The 21,871-nt window shown below is 71.0% G+C and carries 22 protein-coding genes; 11 read left to right on the top strand and 11 right to left on the bottom strand.

Annotated features, from left to right (window positions below; translation table 11 throughout):
- Positions 1–111: 111 nt before the first annotated feature.
- Entirely contained in the window at positions 112–486 is a 375-nt protein-coding gene (locus ACIQWX_RS37605) for a hypothetical protein (RefSeq protein ID WP_400881594.1), read from the top strand.
- 398 nt (positions 487–884) lie between these two features.
- Here the strand turns inward: ACIQWX_RS37605 and ACIQWX_RS37600 are convergent, their stop codons facing one another.
- A complete protein-coding gene (locus ACIQWX_RS37600; protein ID WP_400881592.1) occupies positions 885–1,409 on the bottom strand; it encodes a hypothetical protein in 525 nt (174 codons plus the stop codon).
- A 414-nt stretch (positions 1,410–1,823) separates the two neighbouring features.
- On the opposite strand from ACIQWX_RS37600, the gene ACIQWX_RS37595 reads away from it, so the two are divergent.
- From ACIQWX_RS37595 to ACIQWX_RS37585, 3 genes are read left to right on the top strand one after another with little or no spacing between them, the layout of a single operon-like run.
- Positions 1,824–2,441: a TetR/AcrR family transcriptional regulator gene (locus ACIQWX_RS37595; RefSeq protein WP_400881590.1), complete on the top strand. Its 618-nt coding sequence runs from the start codon at positions 1,824–1,826 to the stop codon at positions 2,439–2,441.
- A gap of 39 nt (positions 2,442–2,480) precedes the next feature.
- On the top strand, positions 2,481–3,029 hold the full coding sequence (locus ACIQWX_RS37590) for a DinB family protein (protein WP_400881588.1): 549 nt from the start codon (positions 2,481–2,483) through the stop codon (positions 3,027–3,029).
- The gene (locus ACIQWX_RS37585) at positions 3,026–4,114 is read left to right on the top strand and encodes a winged helix DNA-binding domain-containing protein (RefSeq protein ID WP_400881586.1); all 1,089 of its coding nucleotides are present in this window, start codon (positions 3,026–3,028) and stop codon (positions 4,112–4,114) included. The genes ACIQWX_RS37590 and ACIQWX_RS37585 overlap by 4 nt, the downstream gene beginning before the upstream one ends.
- On the opposite strand, the gene ACIQWX_RS37580 is transcribed toward ACIQWX_RS37585, so the two are convergent.
- Positions 4,111–5,067, bottom strand: coding sequence for a helix-turn-helix transcriptional regulator (locus ACIQWX_RS37580; RefSeq protein WP_400881584.1), 957 nt, complete (start codon positions 5,065–5,067; stop codon positions 4,111–4,113). The genes ACIQWX_RS37585 and ACIQWX_RS37580 overlap by 4 nt on opposite strands.
- Positions 5,068–5,178: 111 nt before the next feature.
- On the opposite strand from ACIQWX_RS37580, the gene ACIQWX_RS37575 reads away from it, so the two are divergent.
- Positions 5,179–5,637, top strand: coding sequence for a nucleoside deaminase (locus ACIQWX_RS37575; protein ID WP_400881582.1), 459 nt, complete (start codon positions 5,179–5,181; stop codon positions 5,635–5,637).
- A 21-nt stretch (positions 5,638–5,658) separates the two neighbouring features.
- The gene (locus ACIQWX_RS37570) at positions 5,659–6,621 is read left to right on the top strand and encodes an isopenicillin N synthase family dioxygenase (protein WP_400881580.1); all 963 of its coding nucleotides are present in this window, start codon (positions 5,659–5,661) and stop codon (positions 6,619–6,621) included.
- A 51-nt stretch (positions 6,622–6,672) separates the two neighbouring features.
- Here the strand turns inward: ACIQWX_RS37570 and ACIQWX_RS37565 are convergent, their stop codons facing one another.
- Positions 6,673–7,944, bottom strand: a complete 1,272-nt coding sequence (locus tag ACIQWX_RS37565; RefSeq protein WP_400881578.1) for a diguanylate cyclase — start codon at positions 7,942–7,944, stop codon at positions 6,673–6,675.
- A gap of 229 nt (positions 7,945–8,173) precedes the next feature.
- Between ACIQWX_RS37565 and ACIQWX_RS37560 the strand changes: the two genes are divergently transcribed.
- Both ACIQWX_RS37560 and ACIQWX_RS37555 read left to right on the top strand, forming a co-directional pair.
- Positions 8,174–9,133, top strand: coding sequence for a chitinase (locus ACIQWX_RS37560; protein WP_400881576.1), 960 nt, complete (start codon positions 8,174–8,176; stop codon positions 9,131–9,133).
- Between the two features lie 220 nt (positions 9,134–9,353).
- Positions 9,354–10,727, top strand: a complete 1,374-nt coding sequence (locus ACIQWX_RS37555) for a purine-cytosine permease family protein (RefSeq protein WP_400881574.1) — start codon at positions 9,354–9,356, stop codon at positions 10,725–10,727.
- Here ACIQWX_RS37555 and ACIQWX_RS37550 read toward each other — a convergent pair.
- A complete protein-coding gene (locus ACIQWX_RS37550; protein ID WP_400881572.1) occupies positions 10,691–11,173 on the bottom strand; it encodes a hypothetical protein in 483 nt (160 codons plus the stop codon). The genes ACIQWX_RS37555 and ACIQWX_RS37550 overlap by 37 nt on opposite strands.
- Positions 11,174–11,300: 127 nt before the next feature.
- On the bottom strand, positions 11,301–13,082 hold the full coding sequence (gene murJ, locus ACIQWX_RS37545) for a murein biosynthesis integral membrane protein MurJ (RefSeq protein ID WP_400881570.1): 1,782 nt from the start codon (positions 13,080–13,082) through the stop codon (positions 11,301–11,303).
- A 121-nt stretch (positions 13,083–13,203) separates the two neighbouring features.
- Between murJ and map the strand changes: the two genes are divergently transcribed.
- Positions 13,204–13,986, top strand: coding sequence for a type I methionyl aminopeptidase (gene map, locus ACIQWX_RS37540; RefSeq protein WP_400881568.1), 783 nt, complete (start codon positions 13,204–13,206; stop codon positions 13,984–13,986).
- 36 nt (positions 13,987–14,022) lie between these two features.
- Here map and ACIQWX_RS37535 read toward each other — a convergent pair whose 3' ends face one another.
- Entirely contained in the window at positions 14,023–14,280 is a 258-nt protein-coding gene (locus tag ACIQWX_RS37535; protein WP_400881566.1) for a hypothetical protein, read from the bottom strand.
- 214 nt (positions 14,281–14,494) lie between these two features.
- On the opposite strand from ACIQWX_RS37535, the gene ACIQWX_RS37530 reads away from it, so the two are divergent.
- Complete coding sequence (locus tag ACIQWX_RS37530) at positions 14,495–14,971, top strand: hypothetical protein (RefSeq protein ID WP_400881564.1); 477 nt, start codon at positions 14,495–14,497, stop codon at positions 14,969–14,971.
- Positions 14,972–15,387: 416 nt separating this feature from the next.
- Here the strand turns inward: ACIQWX_RS37530 and ACIQWX_RS37525 are convergent, their stop codons facing one another.
- Positions 15,388–16,428 carry an aldo/keto reductase gene (locus ACIQWX_RS37525; protein ID WP_400881562.1) on the bottom strand — a complete coding sequence of 347 codons (1,041 nt, stop codon included), beginning with the start codon at positions 16,426–16,428 and terminating at the stop codon, positions 15,388–15,390.
- A gap of 88 nt (positions 16,429–16,516) precedes the next feature.
- Here ACIQWX_RS37525 and ACIQWX_RS37520 point away from each other — a divergent pair, with 88 nt between their 5' ends.
- Positions 16,517–17,356, top strand: a complete 840-nt coding sequence (locus ACIQWX_RS37520; protein WP_400881560.1) for a helix-turn-helix transcriptional regulator — start codon at positions 16,517–16,519, stop codon at positions 17,354–17,356.
- On the opposite strand, the gene ACIQWX_RS37515 is transcribed toward ACIQWX_RS37520, so the two are convergent.
- The 4 genes from ACIQWX_RS37515 to ACIQWX_RS37500 are packed head-to-tail and all read right to left on the bottom strand — an operon-like array spanning position 17,316 to position 21,868.
- Entirely contained in the window at positions 17,316–17,912 is a 597-nt protein-coding gene (locus ACIQWX_RS37515; RefSeq protein WP_400881558.1) for a TetR/AcrR family transcriptional regulator, read from the bottom strand. The genes ACIQWX_RS37520 and ACIQWX_RS37515 overlap by 41 nt on opposite strands.
- Positions 17,909–18,745, bottom strand: coding sequence for an SDR family oxidoreductase (locus tag ACIQWX_RS37510; protein ID WP_400881556.1), 837 nt, complete (start codon positions 18,743–18,745; stop codon positions 17,909–17,911). Before ACIQWX_RS37510 ends, ACIQWX_RS37515 begins: the two co-directional genes overlap by 4 nt.
- A 10-nt stretch (positions 18,746–18,755) precedes the next feature.
- The gene (locus tag ACIQWX_RS37505) at positions 18,756–19,922 is read right to left on the bottom strand and encodes an acyl-CoA dehydrogenase family protein (protein WP_400881555.1); all 1,167 of its coding nucleotides are present in this window, start codon (positions 19,920–19,922) and stop codon (positions 18,756–18,758) included.
- A complete protein-coding gene (locus tag ACIQWX_RS37500; protein ID WP_400881553.1) occupies positions 19,919–21,868 on the bottom strand; it encodes an acetyl/propionyl/methylcrotonyl-CoA carboxylase subunit alpha in 1,950 nt (649 codons plus the stop codon). Before ACIQWX_RS37500 ends, ACIQWX_RS37505 begins: the two co-directional genes overlap by 4 nt.
- Between the last annotated feature and the right edge of the window lie 3 nt (positions 21,869–21,871).

The following is a 21,871-nucleotide window of genomic DNA, read 5'->3' as shown; positions in this document are numbered from 1 at the left end:
GCGCGCCTACATCGAGGACCACCGCGATGTGCTTGCAGTCGCCGACGCGGCCGGAAGACGTCGACCCGGCGGACTTCGACGGCGTTCTGATTCCGGGCGGGCACGGCCCCCATGCAGGATCTGGCCGTCAACGAGGACGTCGCCCGCGTACTGGCCGCGCTGCTGCCCGACGACTCCAAGGTGGTGGCGTCGCTGTGCCACGGCCCCGCCGCGTTCATGTCGGCCGGCACGGCGGACGGCACCTGGCTGTTCAAGGGCCGCAAGCTCACCGCCGTCACCGACGAGGAGGAGCAGCAGGTGGGCTTGGCCCAGAGCGCGGTGTGGCTGCTCGAGGAGCGGCGCCGCGTACTCCGCAGGTCCCGCCTGGGGCTCGTACGTGGTGGTCGAGGGCAACTTGATCACCGGCCAGAACCCGGGCTCGGCCGACGAGGCCACAGAGGCACTGCTGAAGGCGCTGGCCGAGCGCCGCTGACCCGGCAACCCTGAGGTGGCGCGTGCATTCGCCGAGAGCACGCGCCACCTCGACCGCTTCCGAGCCGACCCGCCAGCAGCGCCGGCCCGCGTGCCCGCTTCACCACCTCTGCGTCACCTGTGTGTGCGCACCAGCCGATCGTTGACCGTTTGCGGCACCGGGACGTCCTCTTCGGCGGATCCACTCAGGACGGTGATCTCCGCGCCCAGCGCGGGTGCCCAGGTAACCGCCGTTGCGTCCAGCGACGCGATCCTCCTTGACCGCACTTACGCGGGATCGGCGCCGCTGCGTTCGGGCCTGACGGAGAGCTCATGATCGCGGCCGACTGGGACCTCATCGTGTTCGACCGCATTGGCAGACACTGGCCCTGCGTGAGCAAGACCGTGGGCGGCATCGTTCGGAGCGGACGCACTCAGTCGGTGATGTACCACTTTCCGTCGCGCAGTTCGAGGACGGCGTCGCCCAGGTCGCTGCCGGTGAACTTGGCCGCGGACCGCACCGCCTTCGCCGGAATCTCGACCTTTGTCGACGTCTCGGTGATGCCGCCGCGGTCCACGGTGGCGCTCAGCAGCGCCTTCCGCTGTGCGGCGGAGAACATGCTGAACGTGATCGGGAACGTCTGCTCGCACGGACCGAAACCTTCGTCCTCCGCCTTCTTGGCGGCGGGCGCGGCGATCTCGCAGGCGGTGGCGAGGTCCTGCTTGCCCACCGCGTGCAGGAAGGTCTCGTACCGCTCGACGGCTCCGGCGGTCTTCTTCACCGACGTCGTCGTCGGCTGCGGTTGCGTGGTCGCGCGAGCCGACGACGGCGCGGCGGACGTCGATGCCGCGCCGGCACTCGACGACACCGGCGCCGCCGAAGTGCTTCCCCCGCCCGAACATCCGGCGATCAGCAGGACGGCACCCGTGGCCAGGAACGGTAGAACACGCGCGGACATGGAACACCTTTCGCCGTGGAATCCGGCCGGAGCATAAGCGACTGCGACCGGCCCGGCAGAGGATCCGGGCACCCGACGCCGAAATGGCCGGAACCGGCCACTGTCCCGTCCACAATGGTGGGTCAGGACCGAACCGAAGCCGCTTCCGCCGACGGCCGGCGCACCCTCGATCCGCATGCACCCGAGCACGCCTCCGGGCCGCCGGGGTAGCCGCCGGCTTGCGGCAGCTGTGCCGAGACCGCTCGTGCTGCGGCGACCGAGCCGATCGAGGAGCTCTCGGCGCGTGTGGCGCGAGCCCCACCGACGTCGAAGACCGGATGGATCCCCCTAAACCGCAGGTTAGCGCCCGCTTACCTACAATGGGCACGACCGCGGCCCGCCATTCCGGGCGGTGGGGTACGGGAGGATCACCGGATGACGACGTCGCTGTCGGCCGAACTGTGGCCGGATGTGCAGCCCGAGACCGCTCGCCGGTTGATGCTGGCCGGGGTGGAGGCCTTCGCCGAACGCGGCTACCACGCCACGACCACCCGGGACATCGCCGGCGCCGCCGGGATGAGTCCAGCCGCGCTCTACGTGCACTTCCCCTCCAAGGCCGCGCTGCTCTTCGCCATCAGCCGGTACGGCCACGAGCAGACCCTCGCCCTCGTGGAGAACGTCGTCGCGAAGGAGTCCGATCCCGTCGAACGGATCCGGCTGATCGTCGAGGACTTCGTCGCCTGGCACGCGCGGCGCCACACCGTCGCCCGGGTCGTCCAGTACGAGCTGCAGGCCCTGCCCGAGCAGGAGTTCGCCGTGGTCGCCGAGCTGCGGCGGCGCATCGAGCGGATCGTCCGGGAGGTCATCGCCGACGGCGTCGAGGAGGGTGTGTTCACGGTCTCCGACCCGCACACCTCGGCCCGCGCGGTGCTGTCCCTCGGCGTCGACGTCGCCCGCTGGTACACCGAGCGCGCCCGCCAGACGCCGGCCGCGCTCGGCAAGGAGTACGGCGGCCTCGTTCTGCGCATGCTCGGCGCCACGCAGCCGCAATAGCGGACACTCCCTGTCCGCTACCCCTGACATCCTGGTCCCATGACCACCGAACGCGAAGACCTCGTCGCCGAGCTGGCGAGCGCCCGAGCCGCCCTCCTCGCCACCGTCGACGGCCTCACCGACGAGCAGGCCGGCGCGACCCCCACCGCCAGCGCGCTGTGCCTCGGCGGGCTCGTCAAGCACGTCGCCTCCATGGAGGAAGGCTGGGCGCGCTTCGCCGTCGAAGGCCCGTCGGCCATGCGGTTCGACCTCCCCGACGGCGTCACCTGGGTCGAGATGGCCGCCGGGACCGCCCGGGAGTACCCGAAATGGGCCATCGACCACCGGAACGAGTTCGCCATGCAGCCCGGTGACACCCTCGCCGCCGTGAAAGCGCGCTACGAAGACGTCGCCAAGCGCACCGAAGACGTCGTCCGCACCCTGCCGGACCTCTCCGTGACGTTCCCGCTGCCCGACGCGCCCTGGAACCGGCCCGGCACCGTGTGGAGCGCGCGGCGGGCCCTCATCCACGTCGTCGCCGAGACCGTCCAGCACGCCGGGCACGCCGACATCATCCGCGAGACCCTCGACGGCCGGAAGGCGACGTGACGGTCCTCGGCGCCCGCGCCCTCAACCGCGCCACGCTCGCCCGGCAGCTCCTGCTCGACCGCGCCGAGCTGCCCGTGCACGACGCCGTCGCGCACCTCGGCGGTCTGCAGGCGCAGGAACCCCAGGAACCGTTCACCGGGCTGTGGTCGCGGCTGCGGGCGTTCGACCCGGCGGCGCTGTCGGACCTGCTCACCGAGCGCCGCGTGGTGCGGACGCACCTGATGCGCCGGACCGTCCACCTGCTGACCGCCGACGACGTCCTGGCGTGGCGGACGCGCTTCGACGCCATGTTGCGCCAGCGCGTCCTCGGCGTCTACCGGCGGGAACTCGACGGCGTCGACCTCGGCGAACTCGCGGCGGCGGGCCGGAAGGTCCTGGCCGACGGGGAGCCGAGGTCGATGGGCGATCTCGCGCGGGCGGTCGCCCACCGGTGGCCGGAAGCCGGGCCGCGGCCGCTCGGCGAGATGCTGGTCGCCGCGCTGATCCCGATGGCGCAGCTGCCGCCGCGGGGGCTGTGGCGCGTCAAAGCCGGCGTGCGGAACCTGCCGCTGTCGGCGTGGCTGGGCCGCGACGTCGACCCGCTCGATCCGGACGACGCGGTCGGGCGGACGCTGGTGCGGCGCTACCTGGCCGCGTACGGCCCGGCGGCGACGGCGGACCTGCGCACCTGGTCCGGCCTCGCCGGGCTGCCCGCGGCGGTGAAGGCCGTGCGCGACGAGCTGGTCGTCTTCCGCGACGAACGCGGCCGTGAGCTGCTCGACCTGCCGGACGCCTCGCGCCCCGACCCGGACACGCCCGCCCCCGTGCGGTTCCTGCCCGCGTTCGACAACGCGATCCTCGGCTACGACGACCGGACGCGCGTCATCGACGACGCCCACCGCTTGCTCTCGGTGGCCGGCGAACGGGTGGTGCTGGTCGACGGCCGCGTGTCGGCGACCTGGACGGTCGAGGCCGACACGGTGGTGGTGCAGCCCCTGCGAAAACTGGCCACGACCGAACGCCGCGAACTACAGGAAGAAGGCAGCGAACTGGCGTCGTTCCTGAGTGACGGCGAAAGCGAAGGTGTCCGGCTCGAAGCGAGCTAACCGACGGCGCGGGCGAAGCGCTCCGCCACCTCGCGCAGCCGCTCCACCAGCCCCGGCGGGGCCTCCTCGACCACGAAGTCGTACCCCCACTGCGCCAGGTAGTACGGCACCGTGTCCAGGGTGTTCGCCCCGGTCCGGACCCGGCAGCTGTGCTCGTCGATCGGCTCCACCGCGCCGGTCGTCGGCGGGACGCGCCCGGCCAGCACCGACGCCGGTGCCGCCACGCGCAGCACCAGCTGGTGCGGGTAGGGCGCCGACGAGATCTGCCGCGACACGTACGCCGCCAGGTCCTCGGCGGGCGGCTCACGGGGCTTGAAGCGGAAGCTCGGCGCCGGCACCCCCGCGATCCGGTCCACGCGGAACGTGCGCCAGCCGGCCCGGTCCAGGTCGTAGGCGACCAGGTACCAGCGCCGTCCCGTGTGGACCAGCCGCAGCGGCTCGACCGACCGCTCGGTCTCGGTGCCGGCGTGGTCGGCGTAGGGGAACCGCAGCCGCTCGTGGTCGCGGCAGGCCGCCGCGATCGCCGTCAGCACCGACGCGTCCACCGTCGGCCCGCCGCCCGGGAGCGACACCGTCGCCGCGCCCAGCGCGCCCACTCGCGGCCGCAGCCGCGCCGGGAGCACCTGCTCCAGCTTCGCCAGCGCGCGCACCGACGTCTCCTCGATGCCGCTGACCGTGCCGTTCGCCGCCGTGCGCAGGCCGACCGCCACCGCGACCGCCTCGTCGTCGTCCAGCAGCAACGGCGGCAGCGCGGCCCCCGCGCCGAGCCGGTAGCCGCCGGTCACCCCGGGCGTCGCGTGCACGGGGTACCCCAGGGACCGCAGGCGTTCGACGTCGCGGCGGATGGTGCGGACGTCGACCTCGAGCCGCGACGCGAGGTCCGCGCCCGGCCAGTCGCGGCGGGCCTGCAGCAGCGACAGCAGCCGGAGCAGGCGTTCCGATGTCCCGTACATGGGACGCAGTGTGCCAGACATCGAGGACAGCTCCGGTCCGCGATCTGCCGGAAGGTGCGGTTGAATCGTCAAACACTTGCCACGGACCGGGTCGGGCGGAAAGAGTGGCGCATGCCGATCGACCCGGACGCCCTGCTGGCCGTCGCCCGCGAAGAAGCCGAGCTGGGCAAGGCCGAGGGCGGCGTGCCGATCGGGGCCGCGTTGTTCGACACCGCGGGCACGCTGCTGGGCCGCGGGCACAACCGGCGGGTGCAGGACGACGACCCGTCGATGCACGCGGAGACCTCCGCGTTCCGCAACGCCGGCCGCCGCCCGCACTACCGCGACACGATCATGGTCACGACGCTTTCGCCGTGCTGGTACTGCTCCGGGCTCGTCCGTCAGTTCGGGATCGGGCGCGTCATCATCGGCGAGGCGGCGACGTTCCACGGCGGGCACGACTGGCTCGCCGGGCTCGGCGTGGAGATCACCCTGCTCGACGATCCCGCCTGCACCGCGCTGATGACGGAGTTCATCGCCGCGCGCCCGGACCTGTGGTTCGAAGACATCGGGGTCGAAAAGTCCGAATAGGACAGTGCTTGAGGAGCCGGTATGCCGTCAACCGTTCCGCTCGTGGACCTTTCACCGTGGTTCGCGGGCACGTCCGAGGGCCGGGCCGAGGTCGCGGCGCGCATCGACGCCGCGCTGCGGGAGTCCGGGTTCCTGCTGGTCACCGGGCACGGCGTGCCGGACGACCTGCGCATCCGGACGCGTGAGCTGGCGCGCGAGTTCTTCGCGCTGCCCGAGGACGTCAAGCAGCGCTACGCCGTCACCGTCGGCGGCCGTGGCTGGCTGCCGCCGGGGGTCGAGGCGAACGGCTACGCCGAGGGCACCGAAACCCCGCCGGACCTGAAGGAGTCGTTCTCCGCGGGCGCGGACCTCGGCGTCGGCGTCGCCGAGATCGACGGGTTCTGGTTCCAGCCCAACGTCTGGCCGGTCGAGGTCCCGGGCCTCGCCGAGGCGGCGACGGAGTACATGCGCCGGATGCGCGCGCTGTCGGACCACCTCCTCGAGATCTGCGCCGCGGCGCTCGGCCTGGCCGAGAGCCACTTCACGCGGCACACGGCGCACCCGACGTACACGTTCAACATCAACTGGTACCCGCCGATGACCCGCGTCGGCGCGCCGGAGCCGGAGCAGTTCCGGATCGGCCCGCACACCGACTTCGGCACGGTGACGGTGCTCGACCGCCAGGCCGGCGTCGGCGGCCTGCAGGTCTGCACCGCCGACGGCGAGTGGGAGGACGCGCCGTTCCACCCGGACGCGTTCACGGTCAACATCGGCGACCTGATGGCCCGCTGGACGGGCGACCGCTGGCGCTCGACGCGCCACCGTGTCCTCCCACCGGCGGCCACCGCCCCGGACGAGGACCTGGTGTCGCTGATCTTCTTCTACGAGACCGACCACGACGCGCGGATCACGTCACTGGCCCCGCCGCTGGGGCGGACGACGTACCCCGAAGTGATCGCGGCGGACTACCTGCGCGAAAAGCTGAACGCGATCACGGTCACCTGAGGCCCGGCGCGGGTTCGTCGTGAGTGGGAAACAGTGTTCTAACGCTGTTTCTCACTCACGACCGGGTTCGGCGCAGATCGTGCGGTTGCGGCCCGCCGCCTTCGCGCGCAGCACCGCCGCTTCCGCCGCCAGCAGCGCGTCGTCGAGGAGCCCGTCGGAGCAGCCCGCGACGCCGATCGACACCGTCACGCCGACGAACTGCGGCCCGTCCCCCGACGCCTTCAGCGCCACCAGCGTCGAGGCGACCCGCAGCCGGATCCGCTCGGCGATCGCCATGGCGTCGAAGGGGCCGGTCCCCGGCAGCAGCACCGCGAACTCCTCGCCGCCGGACCGGCCCACGAGGTCCGCGGCCCGGACCTCGTCGCGCAGGGTGTCGGCGACCGCGCGCAGGACGGCGTCGCCGATGCGGGCGCCGTAGCGGTCGTTGAGCTGGCGGAAGTGGTCGAGGTCGAGCACCAGCACCGCCTGGCCGCCACCGTGGCGGCCGAGCCGGTCCAGTTCGGCTTCGGCGGCGCCGCGCCACGAAGCCGCGGTCAGCACGCCGGTGCCGGGGTCGAGGGTGACGTGGTCGCGGCGGCCGTGGCCGAGCCCGCCGCGGTGCAGCACGACGGTCGCGCCGGCCAGCACCGGGACCAGCAGCGGAGCGGCTTCGACGGCCCAGGCGAGCGGCAGGGCGAACGCCGTCATCGCGGCGTCGAAGGCGTGGCCGGGCAGGGCCGCGCGGGGCCGGCGGGGACCGTCGGCGGCGGTGACGAGCGCGGCGTTCACCGCCAGGAACACCACGCCGGCGACGGTCAGCAGGGCGACGGTGCGGGTGTCCAGGACCTCGCCGAGCGGCCGGACGCCGGTCGCGGTGAGGAACGCGCCGGCGACGAGGCCAGCCAGCGCCGTCGCCGCGGCGCCGAACACCTGCCGGTAGCCGGGTCTTCTGCGGACCCGGAACCACTGGTGCAGCGCGGAGAGCACGACCAGTGCGACGGCGAGGCCCGGCCGGAGCACGAGCACCCCGGCGAAGATCCACGGCGTGTCGACGCCGGGGCCGAGGAGGGTGTCCTCGCGGTGGCGCTCCACGGTCCTGGCGAGCTCGGCCGAGACCAGCATGCCGCCGGCGAGCAGCGCGAACGGCGTGAGCATGGCGGCGAGCGGCGGGAACCGGAGGGCGGCGAGCACCGCGGCGGCGACGGCGAGGACGTCGATCGCGACGAGGTAGAGCACCTGGCCGCGGCGCGGCAGCCGCCAGAGCGCCCAGCGCCGCGGCACGACGGCGGGCAGGAACCGGCCCGGGCGGCGTCCCCCGCCGGCGGCGACCGAATCCCCCACCATTTCGGCAAAGTAGCCGGAATGGCGGGCGGTGTCACTCCGCCTTCAGGGGAATCTCACACCGCCGACGCACCGGAGCCGTGTGCGCACAGTAAGTCATTTTTCCGACCTCAGGAGGGTTGACATCGAACATTGGTCTAGTCCACTGTGTGGTGGCACACACCGCTCCTCCCGGGATGATCCCGCCGCCTCAAACCGGAGGTGCTCCAAACCTGCTTGCTTGGAGGACCCCATGAAATCCATGCGCCGTCTGGTGACCCTCGCGCTTGCGGCTTCAGCCGCGATGGCGACGGCCGTCGGGCTCGCTCCGCAGGCCATGGCCGCGGTCGACCCGGTGCTCGCGTCCCCGTACCTCTACCAGTGGGGCGGGCAGACCAGCCCGACCGCGGCGATGTCCGCGACCGGCGTGAAAGCGTTTACCCTCGCGTTCGTCCTGTCGGACGGCACCTGCAACCCGAAGTGGGACGGCAGCCGGTCGCTGACCGGCTCCGACAAGACGATGATCCAGAACATCCGCAACGCGGGCGGGGACGTGATCCCCTCCTTCGGCGGCTGGTCCGGCACGAAGCTGGGCTCCAAGTGCACGTCGGCCTCGGCGCTGGCGGGCGCGTACCAGAAGGTGATCGACGCCTACGGCCTCAAGGCGATCGACCTCGACATCGAGAACACCGACGAGTTCCAGAACAACACGGTGCAGGACCGCATCCTCAACGCGGTCAAGCTGACCAAGCAGAAGAACCCGAACCTCAAGGTCGTCATCACCATCGGCACCACCACGACCGGTCCCGACTCGTGGGGCAAGCGCCTGATCAACCAGGCCAAGGCGATCGGCGCCGGCGTCGACGTCTGGTCGGTCATGCCGTTCGACTTCTCCAGCGGCGGCGACATGGCCGCCCTGACGAAGTCCGCGGTCGACGGGCTGAAGAACCAGCTCAAGACCACGTTCGGCTGGAACGACGACACCGCCTACCGGCACAGCGGCCTCTCCTCGATGAACGGCAAGACCGACAACGCGGGCGAGACGGTCACGGTGGCGAACTTCAACTCCATCCGCGGCTACGCCACGAGCCACCACCTGGCCCGCTTCACGTTCTGGGCCACCAACCGCGACTGCAGCGGCGGCGGCGAGTGCAGCGGCATCACGCAGGACAAGTACGCGTTCACGAAGATCGTCGCCGGGTACGCCGGCTGACGCGAGACCCGTAGTGGGGCTGTCGGAGGCCCTCTCACCGGCATCGGGGCCGGTGAGGGGGCCTTCGCCGGGTACCGGTCAGCGGCACCCGTTCCGGTGACCGGGACGACGTGAATGACTCATTCATGTCGCCGGACGACAGGAATGAGTCATTCACGTCGTCGGGAACCCCCGCGGAATCCGTCACACCGCCGAAACTTCCGTCGCCTACCTTCGTCCCATGGCGAACTCCGAAGCGGCCGGTTACGGCGACAAGCTGGTCGCGGTCGAGCCCGGCGGGGTCGAGCCCGTCGCCGGCACCGACCGGCACGGGACGCCCCGGCAGCTGGTCTGGACCTGGGCCTCCCCCAACCTCGAGTTCGCCACCGTCTTCGTCGGCGTCCTCGCCGTCACCGCCTTCGGGCTCTCCTTCACCCAGGCCGCGCTCGCCGCGGTCGTCGGGAACGGCCTCGGCGCCCTGGCCCACGGCGTCCTGAGCGCCCGCGGCCCGCGCTACGGCGTGCCGCAGATGGTGCTCGGGCGCGCCGCCTTCGGCTACCGCGGAAACCTGGTGCCCGCCGCGCTGATGTCGGTGATGGCGGGCGTCGGCTGGTTCGCCGTCAACAGCGTCAGCGGGGCGTTCGCGCTCGCCAGCCTCACCGGGCTGCCGACGCTCGCCTGCCTCGCGCTCGTCGTCGCGCTGCAGATCGTCATCGCCTTCTTCGGGCACAACCTCGTGCAGGCGTACGAGAAGTACGTCTTCGCCGTGCTGGCCGTCGTGTTCGCCGTCGCGAGCGTGGTCGTCTTCGGGAAGGCCGGCGCCACCACGAACTCCGGCAGCGTCGGCGGGTTCCTGCTCGCCGTCGGGACGGCGTTCGGCTACACCGCCGGCTGGAACCCCTACGCCGCCGACTACACGCGCTACCTGCCGAAAACCGCGTCACGCCGCGCGATCGGCCTCTACGCCGGCAGTGGTCTGTTCCTTTCCGCAACCGTCCTGATGCTCGTGGGCGCCGCCTCGACGACCATCGCGGGCCCGGCCGACGCCAACCCGGCGACGGCGTTCACCGGGCACCTGCCCGGGTTCCTCGCCGCCGCGACGCTGCTGGCGATCACGCTCGGCGCCGTCGCCGCGAACGTCCTCAACGTCTACTCGGGCGCGCTCGCCTTCCTCGCGCTCGGCATCCGGCTGCCGCTGGCCTGGCGCCGCGCGGTCGTCGCGGTCGCGTTCGGCGCGGTCGGGTTCGTGCTGGCCTGGCTCGGGCTCGCCGACGCCGGGCACGCGTACGAGAACTTCCTGCTCGTGATCGCCTACTGGATCGGCCCATGGCTCGGCGTACTGCTGGCCGACCACCACCTGCGCCGCGGCACGGAGTTCGGCGACCTGCTCTTCGACAAGGGCCACCGCAACGTCGCCGGGTTCATCGCGTTCCTCGTCGGGCTGGTGGTGTCCGTCGGGCTGTTCGCCAACCAGGCGCTCTACACCGCACCGATCCCCAAGGCGGTGCCCGGCACCGGCGACCTGACCTTCGCCGCCGGGTTCGTGCTCGCCGCCGGCACGTACCTCCTGCTGCGCCGTCAGCGCACCGGCGTGCCGTCGCGGCGGCAGCCGTAGGGGCCGCAGCGACTCCAGTCCCATGTGGACGACGGCAGGGTGACCGTGGTCGTCGGGGACGGCGGCAGGTCGATCGTCACCGTCGGGGTGGGCGTCGGCGTCTTGCGCGCGTGCATCACCACCGGGGACGGCGTGGTCGTCCGAGTCGGCGCCGCGACCGCGGTCGACGCCGGGACGCCGGTGGCCGGCTGCAGCTGCGGGAACTGCGTGGTGCCCGGAACGGGTTCGGGGCGCGACGCCAGGACGACCACGAGCCCGCCCAGCACCACGAACACCGCCGACGCCAGGGCGATCCGGCCCGCCGCGCCGCGCGGCTCCTCACCGGGGTCGCGCCGGGCCGCCGTCTCGGCCGACCGCGAGCCCGGCCGCCGCGGGCGCACCCCGGCCTGCTGCAGCAGGTCGTCGACCGACACCCGATCCCGCCGCCTGCGCGCCCTGCGCGTCATGCACGACCTCCGCCCCATCACTGATCCGGGTGGATATTAGGAAGCCGCGCCGGAAATGTAAACGCGCTGATCGCAGCGGTCTCGTTACCGTTTCGAGACATCCGGATCGCGTCGGTGGCCGTAGTCGTCAACGAGGGGCGAACCGCCGCCGGAGCCCGCTCACGCGCCGGGTCACCGGGGTGAACTCCGGGAGCTTGAGCAGGGCCAGCAGCCCGAACGGGACGGCCATCCCCAGCAAGGTCTGGACCGGCAGTTTCACCCACGCGCCGGCGATCGGGCCGAGGGAGCCGGGCACGGCGTAGCCGGCCAGCACCGCGGCCCCGACGCCGAGCGCGCTGACCGACAGGGTGATCAGCCCGACGCGCAGCGACCGCTTGCTGCGCAGGTGCCCGAGCCGGACCCACAGCCAGACCTGGCCGAGGACGGCCCCGACGACGAAGCCGGCGCCGTTGACGAGCATCACGCCGTAGACGACGTGCTCGCCGTCGAGCAGCCCGCGGCACAGCAGCAGCAACGGGATCTTGACCGCGGTCATCACGAGCATGATCAGCGTGGGCGTGCGGGCGTCCTTCATCGCGTAGAACACCCGCAGCTGCAACATGACCAGTGCGAAGGGCAGCAGCCCGACGGCGGAGACGGCGAGGGTCTGGCCGAGCCGCTCGGCGTCGTCGAGGGTGCCGCGGCCCCAGGTGAAGATCGCGATGCCGACCGGCGTGCCGACGACGGCCAGCACGGCGGAGATCGGCACGAACAGCACCGTCGACATGCGGGAGGCGAGCGAGAGGTCGCCGACGAGCGAGACTGTGTCGCCGTCGGCGGCGGCGCGGCTCATCCGCGGCATCAGCGCGGTGAGCAGCGAGACGCCGAGGATGCCGTACGGGAGCTGGAAGAGCAGGGACGCGTAGCTGTAGGCCGTGACGCCGCCGCTGCTGCCGTGCGTCAGCACGCGGGTGGTGACGACGAACCCGACGTGGCTGATCACGACGTAGCCGAGGATCCACGCGGCGAGCCCGCCGAACTCCTTGATCCGCGGGTCGAAGCCCCAGCGCCAGCGGAACCGGAACCCGGTGCGCAGCAGCGCGGGGATCAGCACCACGGCCTGCACGACGATGCCGAGCGTGGTGCCGAGGCCGAGGACCAGCAGCTTCGGGTCGCTCATCCGGACCGGGTCGAGCGTCAGCTCCCCCGGCACGACGGCGAACACGACGAGCGTGCCGGTGACGACGACGTTGTTCAGCACCGGCGCCCAGGCCGGCGGGCCGAAGACGTTCTGGGCGTTGAGGATCGCCGAGAGCAGCGCGAAGAGGCCGTAGAAGAGGATCTGCGGCAGCAGCAGGTACGCGAGCGCGGTCGTCAGGGCCGGGTTGGCGGTCGCGGACGATTTGTCGACGTAGAGCGTGGTGAACAGCGGCGCGATCGCGACCGCGACCGCCGTGCCGACGATGAGCAGCACCAGGCCCATCGTGATCAGCCGCTGCGTGTAGGCGCGGCCGCCGTCCGGGTCGTCCTGGGAGCGGACCAGCAGCGGCACGACGACGCTGGCGAGCACGCCGCCGAAGAGCAGCTCGAAGACGATGTTGGGCAGGGTGTTCGCGACGGTGAAGGAGTCGTTGACGACCCCGGTGCCGACGACGGCGGCGAGCAGCAGCTTCGCGACGAACCCGGTGATCCGGCTGACCGCGGAGGCGACCGCCATCCGCCCGCTCGAGCGGGCGAGCGACGCCCCGGCGCCCTCGCCGCGGCCCGCGGAGACGGGCGAGGCGGGCGGCCGCGCGACGATCTGGGTCGCGAACTCGTCGTAGGGCCGCCGGGAGACGTCGGGGTCGCGCGTCGGCCAGTGGGCGCCGCGCAGCTCGCTGGGGAGGAAGACCGTCGCCTGGTCGTCCGCCGGTGGTGGGGGTTCCGCCATGGCCCAAGCCTGCCAGGTCGGGCGGCTTTCGTGGCTCCTCGTACCGGACTGGTATTCCTATACCGGGACCGTGCTACCGTGGCGGTATAACTATACCGACCCTTTGTGACGCGAGGTTTTCGTGATCGAACTGAAGACGCCTGCGGAAGTCGACCGCATGCACGTGACCGGCCGCTTCGTCGCCGAGATCCTCACCGAGGTCGGCCGGCTCGCCGACGTGGGCGTCAACCTGATGGACCTCGAGCACCACGTGCGCGGGATGATCAAGCGGCGCGGCGCGGAGTCGTGCTACTGGGATTATGCGCCGTCCTTCGGCAAGGGCCCGTTCCGGAACGTCATCTGCCTGTCGGTCAACGACGCCGTCCTGCACGGGCTGCCGCACGACTACGTGCTGCGCGACGGTGACGTGCTCACCGCCGACCTCGCCGTCAGCATCGACGGGTGGGCGGCCGATTCGGCTCGCACCGTCATCGTCGGGACGCCTGACGAGGAGGATCTGCGGATCGTTCGCGCTACCGAGGTGGCTTTGGAGGCGGCGATCGCGGCTGCCCGGCCAGGTAATCGGCTGGGCGACATCTCGGCCGCGATCGGGGCGGTGGCCGCCGAGTACGGGTATCCCGTCAACACCGAGTTCGGGGGGCACGGCATCGGGCGGACCATGCACGAGGACCTGCACGTTCCCAACAAGGGGGCGGCTGGACGCGGGATGACGTTGAAGCCGGGTCTGACGCTTGCGCTCGAGCCGTGGTTCGCGCGCGGGACCGACCGGATCGTCTTCGACCCCGACGGGTGGACCATTCGGTCGGCCGACGGGTCTCGAACGGCTCACTCGGAGCACACGGTCGCTGTCACCGAAGGCGCCGCTCGGGTGCTCACGCGACGGGAAGATGAGTCGAACGGTTGATCGGCCCGCGACCGTGCGTGACGCACGTGCAGGTGCTCAGGCGGCTACCGTGATCTCCAGTGCGGCCCGGCCGGCCTCGGTCAGTTCGGCCGGGACCCGGCCCGTTGCCGCCTCGACCGCTGGGCGTACGTAGCCGCCGTGGGCCAGCGCGTGGGCCGTCATCTGATCGCAGCACGCGAATCCGTCGATGAAGAGGTCGGGCTCGCAGCTGCACGACATCTGTGCTCGTCCAGCGGCCACCGCCTTCAGCATCGCCATCGCGCGGTGGGTGAGCTCGACTCCTGAACCGGACACCGGATCGCCTTCCTCTGCTCGCTTGCTACGTATAGTCATTCGCCCGTTGGGACTATTGTGTTACTTACGGCACTATGACGGTTCGGAGCAGGTTGGGGTTCCGATGGGTGACGGTTTTGGTCGGTGAGCGGTTCGGGGGTCGCGGCGAGCGGTCGCTAAACCGATGGGCACGCCCGGGCGTGGAGGTCGCGTCACCGACCTCCGGAGGAGCCTCATGCTCAAGCGCACCCTCACGATGTTCACGTTGCTCTGCGCGGCCCTCGCACCCAGCCTGGTGTTCTCCGCGACCGTGGCGAACGCGTCGGCGCCCGCTGTGGCGCCGCTCGCGGCCGCTGCGTCGCCGAAGTGTTCTGGCACGCTTTCGCACGGCAAGATCCGGTACCAGGTTTGCTTCCGCTGGAACTGCGACAGCACGAAGTGCAACGTGCTCGGTTATCTCGGGTTGATCAACACCGCTACCACTGCCCGGACCGTCAAGTGGCAGCTCGACTACAGCATCGATGGGGGTGCCTACATCCACGACAGCGCCGGTTCGGTGCGGTTGGCTGCCGGGGAGCAGCGGACGATCTACCCCGATGCCGGGCGGCAGACTCGGCTTTGCGTGCGGAATGAGGAGAATCTTCAGGTCGACTACGACGGGACTGGGTGGAGTATCGCCGCCATCACCAGTGAGTTCGTCGGTTGTCTTTAGGGGCGGTGCACGGGTAGGGCTTTTGCGCTGAACGGTTGCCTTGGGCGGCGCAAAAGACCCTTGCCTTGAAGGGTCGCAACAGACCGTTGGCTTGGGTGGTCGCAACAGACCGTTGCCTTGAGTGGTCACAAAAGACCCTCGCCTTGCGTGGCCCTTCGAAAACCTGCCCTCGCCGGGCGGGCAGGCTCTGGGATGGCCTCTCTTTGCGACTTCGTCCTGCTCTGGCGGGTGGGTTGCTGGGTGGTCATCCCGTCGCCTGGACGAGGCCTATCACTTTGAGCCAGGCCCGCAAGGTCTTGCTGTTCTCTCGCCTTGGTCTGTGGGTTGCGGGCCTGGCTCAAAGTGATTTACCGGCCTCAGGCGACGGGATGACCACCCAGCACTTCTCTCGGGGTCCCGAGGCGACTTCTCTCGCCTTAGCTGCGGGGCTCGAGCTTCAGCTCTCCCCTCATCACCTTTTGGATGTGGTCTCCGGCCAGTAGGTCGTGGGGGTAGCCCAGGTTGATCGTGCTTGCTTCCTCCAGCCTGCTCACCTGGGCTTCGGTCAGCTCTACCTCCAGTGCTCCCAGGTTGTCCTCCAGTTGGGCTGGGGTTCGGGCGCCGATGATCGGGGCCGTCACTCCCGGGTTTCGGAGCAGCCAGGCCAGCCCGATCTGTGCCGGCTTGCGCCCTTGCTCCTCGGCTACCTTCTTCACCACGTCGGCTATCGCCAGGTTTCGGTCCGTGACCATTCCCAACCCGGCGTTGAAGCTCTCTCGCGCGCTCGAACCGGCGTCGGCTCGGTACTTGCCCGTCAGCAATCCGCCCGCCAAGGGTGAGTACGGCGTCACCCCCAGGCCCATTGTTCGGGCCATCGGGATCAGGTCTCGTTCCGCTGCTCGGTTGATCAAGTTGTACTCGACCTGCAGGGCCACCAGTGGTGTCCAGCCGCGCAGGTCGGCGATTGCCTGCATGCGGGAAATCTCCCACGCCGGTGCGTTCGAGATCCCCACGTACAGCACCTTTCCCCTGCCGACCAGGTCGTCCAGACCTCGCAGGATCTCCTCGACCGGGGTCGTGAAGTCCCACACGTGCAGGGACAGCACGTCGATGTAGTCCGTGCCCAGCCGGCGCAGGCTGGCGTCCACCGATGCCACCAAGCTCTTGCGGTGCGCTCCCGAGGAATTCGGGTCGCCCGGCCGGCGCAGCGTTGTGTACTTCGTCGCCAGCACCAGGCTTTCGCGGTGGTCGCGGGCGAACTCGCCCAGCAGGCGCTCGGAACTTCCGTCGGTGTACGTGTTCGCCGTGTCGATGAAGTTGCCGCCGCGGTCGATGTACGTGTCGAACAGCTTGCGGGCCTCCTCCTTCTCCGCTCCCCAGCCCCATTCGGTGCCGAATGTCGCCGTGCCCAGGGCCAGTGGGGAAACCCTCAGCCCGGAGCGGCCCAGCAGGCGGTACGTGTCCAGTGTCAATGCCATGAACGGTGAGTCTCCGCTCGCGGCGGGACGGCGTTAAGGGAAAGGACTTCCTGGGAACACGAGTCCCACCTTCGCTGTTGCAACGATCATGACCACCCCTACCGCGGAGCTGGGCGCCTTCCTGCGGGCTCGGCGGGAACGCCTCGATCCGCGGGACTTCGGGCTGCCGCCGCGTCGGCGGACGCCTGGGTTGCGCCGCGAGGACGTTGCCGAACTTGCCGGGATCAGCGTCGACTACGTCGTCCGGCTGGAACAGGCTCGCGGGTTGCGGCCGTCGGCGGATGTCGTCGAAGCCCTTGCCGGGGCGCTGCGGCTGGGCCCCGACGAACGCGCCTACCTCTTCGATCTGACCCGGCAGCGTCCGCGTGATGACGGCAAGGTCGCCACTGCTGCGACGCCGCCGTTGGCCCAGCTCGTCACGGACCTGTCGCCGCTTCCGGCCATGCTGCTCAACCACCGCTACGACGTCCTGGCCTGGAACCCCGAAATGGCCCGGCTGCTCGTGGACTTCGGCACGCTGCCGCCGGCTCGGCGCAACGCCATGTGGCTTTGCCTGATGCACCCGCGGGTGCGCGAGTTCTACGTCGACCGGGAAACCGTGGTGCGGGAAGGGATCGCTCACCTGCGCGCCGCGTGGGCCGCGCATCCGGACGACACCGCGCTGTCCGATCTCATCGCCGAACTGACCGCCGGGAACGCGGAGTTCGCGCGGCTCTGGGCCGAGCAGGACGTCAAGGTCAACGGGCGCGGGGTCAAGGTCGTGCGGCATCCCGAGGCCGGCGTCCTCACCCTGCAGTTCGAGACGCTCCGGCCGGTTCAGGACCCGGACCAGCTGCTCGTCATCCACCGCGCCGCCGACGAGGCGAGCCGGGCCGCCCTCGACCGGCTCAGCCGAGGCGCAGCTCCAGCGTCCGTGCCCACTCCCTGATGATCTGCTTGCGGCGGCGTGCGTCGTCCGTGAGCAGGTTCGCCAAGCCCAGTCCGCGGCCCAGGTCGAGAGTGGCCTGGACCAGCTCGCGGACGCCCTGACGGGACTCGTCGACGCCGAGCAGTTCCACCGCCACCCGGTGCGCCTCGCGGCCGACCCGGGCTTCGAGGGGCACCAGTACGTCCCGCAGCGCTTCGTCCGTCGCCGCTACCGCCCACAGCTGCAACGCCGCGCGGAACAGCGGTCCGGTGTAGAGGTTCAGCACCATCTCCACCACGCGCTCGGTGCGCGACGGGCCGCTCGGCAAGTCGGCCGCCTGTGCGCGCAGCTCGTCGATCTGGGCCTGGCCGAGCAGGTCCACCGCCGCCACCACCAGGTCCTCGCGTGTGGGGAAGTGGTGCTGGGCCGCGCCTCGGGAGACGCCGGCGCGCTCGGCTATGCCGGCCACCGTGACGCCGTGCCAGCCGCGCTCGGCGAACCCGTCGAGCGCGGCCTCGATCAGCCGCCGCCGCGTGGTGCGGCTGCGTTCCTGCTGGGGTTCGCGGACGCCGGTCAAGCCGGTTCGACCCAGAAGTCGAGCTGCAGGTCTTCCTCCGCGGTGTCGCCGACGCGGTACTTCGCGAAGTCGGTGACGCCCTCGGCCCGCAGCACCTCGTCGTCGAGGAAGAAGTTCCCCGTGACCTCCCGGCTCGGCTTGGTCAGAACCGCGTACGCCGCGTCGGCCATGATCTCCGGCGTCCGGCTGCGGGACGCCAGTTCCGCGCCGACGACGTTGCGGATCGCCGCGGTGTCGATCGTCGTGCGCGGCCACAGCGAGTTCGCCGCGATGCCGTCCTTCTTCAGCTCCGCCGCGAGCCCGACCGTCACCAGGCTCATCGAGTACTTCGCGATGCTGTACGCGAGGTGGCCCGCGGTGAACCACTTCTCGTCGAGGCTGATCGGCGGTGACAGCGTCAGGATGTGCGCGTTCGCCGACTTCTTCAGATGGGGAATGGCCAGTTTGGACAGCAGGAACGTGCCGCGCGCGTTGATGTCCTGCATCAGGTCGTAGCGCTTCATGCTGACCTGGTCGGTCGGCGTCAGGTCGATCGCGCTGGCGTTGTTCACGACGATGTCGATGCCGCCGAACTGCTCAGCCGTCTTCGCCACCGCGGCCGCGACGCCGTCGTCGTCACGGACGTCGCCGAGAATCGGCAGCGCGTGGCCGCCCGCCTTCTCGATCGCCTCCGCCGCCGTGTAGATCGTGCCGGGCAGCTTCGGGTGCGGCTCGGCCGTCTTCGCCAGCAGTGCGACGTTCGCGCCGTCCTTCGCCGCCCGGAGCGCGATCGCCTCGCCGATGCCGCGGCTGCCGCCGGACATCAGGATCGTCTTGCCGTCCAATGTAGACATAGCGACTCTCCTAGTAGGACTTCGGGAGACCGAGGCTGTGCTGGCCGACGAAGTTGAGCACCATCTCGCGGCTGACCGGCGCGATCCGGCCCAGGCGCACCGCCGTGACCAGCGTGCCGAGGCCGTACTCGGTGGCGAGCCCGTTGCCGCCGTGGGTCTGCACGGCCTGGTCGGTCGCGCGGATCGCCACCTCGGCGGCGGCGTACTTGGCCATGTTGGCCGACTCGCCCGCGCCGAAGTCGTCGCCGGAGTCGTAGAGCGACGCCGCCTTCTGCGTCATCAGCTTGGCCAGCTCCAGCTCGATCTTGATCTCGGCGAGCGGGTGCGCGAGGCCCTGGTGGGCGCCGATCGGCGTCCCCCAGACCTGCCGCTGGTTGGCGTAGGAGACGGCCTTCGAAAGCGCGTACCGGGCGATGCCGAGGGAGAACGACGCACCCATGATGCGTTCCGGGTTGAGGCCCGCGAACAGCTGCGCGATGGCCGCGTCCTCCTCGCCCACCAGTGCTTCGGCCGGCAGCTTGACGTCGTCGAGGAACAGCGAGAACTGGTTCTCCGGCGCGATGATGTCCATCGGGATCTTCGTGTACTCGAAGCCCTCGGTGCCGGTCGGCAGGATGAACAGCGCGGGCTTGAGCTTGCCGGTCTTCGAGTCCTCCATGCGGCCGACGACGAGCACCGCGTCGGCCTCGTCGACGCCGGAGATGTAGACCTTGCGTCCACTGAGGACCCAGCCGTCACCGTCGCGCTTGGCGGTGGTGGTGATCTTGTGCGAGTTCGACCCGGCGTCCGGTTCGGTGATCGCGAAGACCATCCGCTTGCTGCCGTCGGCGATGCCGGGCAGCCACTGCCTCTTCTGGTCTTCGGTGCCGAAGCGGGAGATCACGGTGCCGCAGATGGCCGGCGAGACGACCATCAGCAGCAACGGCGAGCCCGCGGCGGCGAGTTCTTCGAGCACCGCGGCGAGGTCGGCGATGCCCGCGCCCCCGCCGCCGTACTCCTCGGGGATGTTGACGCCGAGGTAGCCGAGCCGGCCGGCCTCGTCCCAGAGTTCGTGCGTCTTCTCGTCCGCGCGGGCTTTCTTCGCGTAGTACTCGTGCCCGTACTTGGTGCCCAGTTCGGCGACGGCCTTGCGGAGCGCGATCCGCTCCTCCGGCTCGATGAAGTTCATCGCGTTCATTCTGCTTCTCCCACCACCGCGAGGATCGTGCCCACTTCGACCTGCTGTCCGACCGTCACCGGCAGTTCCGCGACCACACCGTCGGCGGGGGCGGCGATCCGGTGTTCCATCTTCATCGCTTCGAGCCACAGCAACGGATCGCCGGCCTTGACCGGGTCCCCGGCCTGCACGGCGAGCCGCACCACGGTGCCCGGCATCGGCGCGACCAGCGACCCCGCCGCGAGGGCGGCGTCCGGGTCGGCGAACCGCGGTTCGGCCTCGAGCGCCACCGAGCCGAGCGCGGAGTCCACATAGGACACACCGTCGTGGCGGGCGACGCCGAACGTGCGCCACACCCCGGCGACGTCCAGGACGACCCGGCCCGGCTCGTTCGACACCAGTTCGGCCTCGAAGCCGTCCGCGCGGAGACCGTTGCGGGTCAGCGAGTAGACCACCTCGTGCTCGCGGTCGGCCACCGTGAAGACCTTGCGCTGCCCGGCCGAGCGGACGTTGCGCCAGCCGCTGGGCAGCCTGCCTTGCGTGGTCGCCGTCGCCCGGTTGCCCGCCGCGTCCGCCAGTGCGGCGGCCAGCGCGGAGAGCCGCTCGGTGTCCACAGTGGCCAGCGGTGCGGCGAGGGTGTCGAGACCGTGCCGGTCGAAGAACGCCGTGTCGGTCTCCCCGGCCAGGAAAGCCTCGTGGCGCAGGATGTTCACCAGCAGGTCGCGGTTGGTGACCACGCCGTGGATCTTCGACGCGGCCAAGGCCTTCGCGAGCCGCCGGGCGGCTTCGGCCCGGGTCGGCGCCCACGTGATCACCTTGGCCAGCATCGGGTCGTAGTGGACGCCCACCACCGAGCCGGTCTCGAAACCGGAGTCCAGCCGGAGCCCGGGGCCGTGGGTGAACGACCGGTCGACGTCCGGCACTTCGAACGTGTGGAGCGTGCCGCTCTGCGGCTGCCAGCCCGCGGCGGGGTCTTCGGCGTAGAGCCGGACCTCGATGGAGTGCCCGGCGGTCGGCGGCGGATCGGCCGGGAGGCGCTCGCCCTCGGCGATCCGCAGCTGCAGTGCGACGAGGTCGAGGCCGGTGACGTTCTCGGTGACCGGGTGCTCGACCTGCAGCCGCGTGTTCATCTCGAGGAAGTAGAACCGGCCGTCGGGAGCGGCGAGGAACTCGACCGTGCCCGCGCCGACGTAGTCGATCGCCTGGGCGGCCTTGCGCGCGGCGTCGAACAGCTCCTCGCGCATGGCGGCGTCGACGAACGGCGACGGCGCCTCTTCCACGACCTTCTGGTGCCGGCGCTGGATCGAGCACTCCCGCTCCCCCACCGCCCACACCGTGCCGTGCTGGTCGGCCAGGACCTGGACCTCGATGTGGCGCCCGGTCTCCAGGTACCGCTCGCAGAAGACGGTCGGGTCGCCGAACGCGGACCCGGCCTCCGCACTCGCGCCTTCCACCGCCTCGGCCAGCTCGTCGAGGGAGCGGACCACGCGCATCCCGCGGCCGCCACCACCGGCGGAGGCCTTGACCAGCAACGGCAAGTCCTCGGAAGTGACCGAGTCCGGGTCCAGTTCGGACAGCACCGGGACGCCGGCCGCGGCCATCAGCCGCTTGGACTCCACTTTGGAGCCCATCGTCTCGATGGCTTCCGGCGGCGGCCCGACCCACGTCAGCCCGGCGTCGAGCACGGCGCGGGCGAACGCGGCGTTCTCGGAGAGAAAGCCGTAGCCGGGGTGGACGGCGTCGGCGCCGGTTTCGGCCGCGGCCTTGACCAGCAGCTCGGCCCGCAGATAGGTCTCCGAAGGCGCGTTGCCGGGGAGCCGGACGGCCGCGTCGGCTTCCGAGACATGAGGCGCGGCGGCATCGGCGTCGGAGAACACCGCGACCGTGCCGATGCCGGTGTCGCGGCAGGTGCGGAAGACGCGGCGGGCGATCTCGCCGCGGTTGGCGACCAGCAGGTTCTGGATCATCGC

The sequence above is a fragment of the Amycolatopsis sp. NPDC098790 genome (assembly GCF_044759945.1).
Lineage (GTDB): Bacteria > Actinomycetota > Actinomycetes > Mycobacteriales > Pseudonocardiaceae > Amycolatopsis.
Note: the sequence above shows the minus strand (reverse complement) of the source record. Positions and strands in the feature narration are given on the sequence as shown.

Coding starts and splice junctions, on each gene's coding strand:
- ACIQWX_RS37595 (WP_400881590.1), top strand. CDS start 1,824: ATGACGACGTCGCTGTCGGCCGAACTGTGGCCGGATGTGCAGCCCGAG.
- ACIQWX_RS37555 (WP_400881574.1), top strand. CDS start 9,354: ATGGCGAACTCCGAAGCGGCCGGTTACGGCGACAAGCTGGTCGCGGTC.
- ACIQWX_RS37560 (WP_400881576.1), top strand. CDS start 8,174: ATGAAATCCATGCGCCGTCTGGTGACCCTCGCGCTTGCGGCTTCAGCC.
- ACIQWX_RS37605 (WP_400881594.1), top strand. CDS start 112: ATGCAGGATCTGGCCGTCAACGAGGACGTCGCCCGCGTACTGGCCGCG.
- ACIQWX_RS37580 (WP_400881584.1), bottom strand. CDS start 5,067: ATGTACGGGACATCGGAACGCCTGCTCCGGCTGCTGTCGCTGCTGCAG.
- ACIQWX_RS37590 (WP_400881588.1), top strand. CDS start 2,481: ATGACCACCGAACGCGAAGACCTCGTCGCCGAGCTGGCGAGCGCCCGA.
- ACIQWX_RS37570 (WP_400881580.1), top strand. CDS start 5,659: ATGCCGTCAACCGTTCCGCTCGTGGACCTTTCACCGTGGTTCGCGGGC.
- ACIQWX_RS37505 (WP_400881555.1), bottom strand. CDS start 19,922: ATGAACGCGATGAACTTCATCGAGCCGGAGGAGCGGATCGCGCTCCGC.
- ACIQWX_RS37520 (WP_400881560.1), top strand. CDS start 16,517: ATGACCACCCCTACCGCGGAGCTGGGCGCCTTCCTGCGGGCTCGGCGG.
- ACIQWX_RS37575 (WP_400881582.1), top strand. CDS start 5,179: ATGCCGATCGACCCGGACGCCCTGCTGGCCGTCGCCCGCGAAGAAGCC.
- ACIQWX_RS37500 (WP_400881553.1), bottom strand. CDS start 21,868: ATGATCCAGAACCTGCTGGTCGCCAACCGCGGCGAGATCGCCCGCCGC.
- ACIQWX_RS37550 (WP_400881572.1), bottom strand. CDS start 11,173: ATGACGCGCAGGGCGCGCAGGCGGCGGGATCGGGTGTCGGTCGACGAC.
- ACIQWX_RS37565 (WP_400881578.1), bottom strand. CDS start 7,944: ATGGTGGGGGATTCGGTCGCCGCCGGCGGGGGACGCCGCCCGGGCCGG.
- ACIQWX_RS37530 (WP_400881564.1), top strand. CDS start 14,495: ATGCTCAAGCGCACCCTCACGATGTTCACGTTGCTCTGCGCGGCCCTC.
- ACIQWX_RS37600 (WP_400881592.1), bottom strand. CDS start 1,409: ATGTCCGCGCGTGTTCTACCGTTCCTGGCCACGGGTGCCGTCCTGCTG.
- murJ (WP_400881570.1), bottom strand. CDS start 13,082: ATGGCGGAACCCCCACCACCGGCGGACGACCAGGCGACGGTCTTCCTC.
- ACIQWX_RS37510 (WP_400881556.1), bottom strand. CDS start 18,745: ATGTCTACATTGGACGGCAAGACGATCCTGATGTCCGGCGGCAGCCGC.
- ACIQWX_RS37525 (WP_400881562.1), bottom strand. CDS start 16,428: ATGGCATTGACACTGGACACGTACCGCCTGCTGGGCCGCTCCGGGCTG.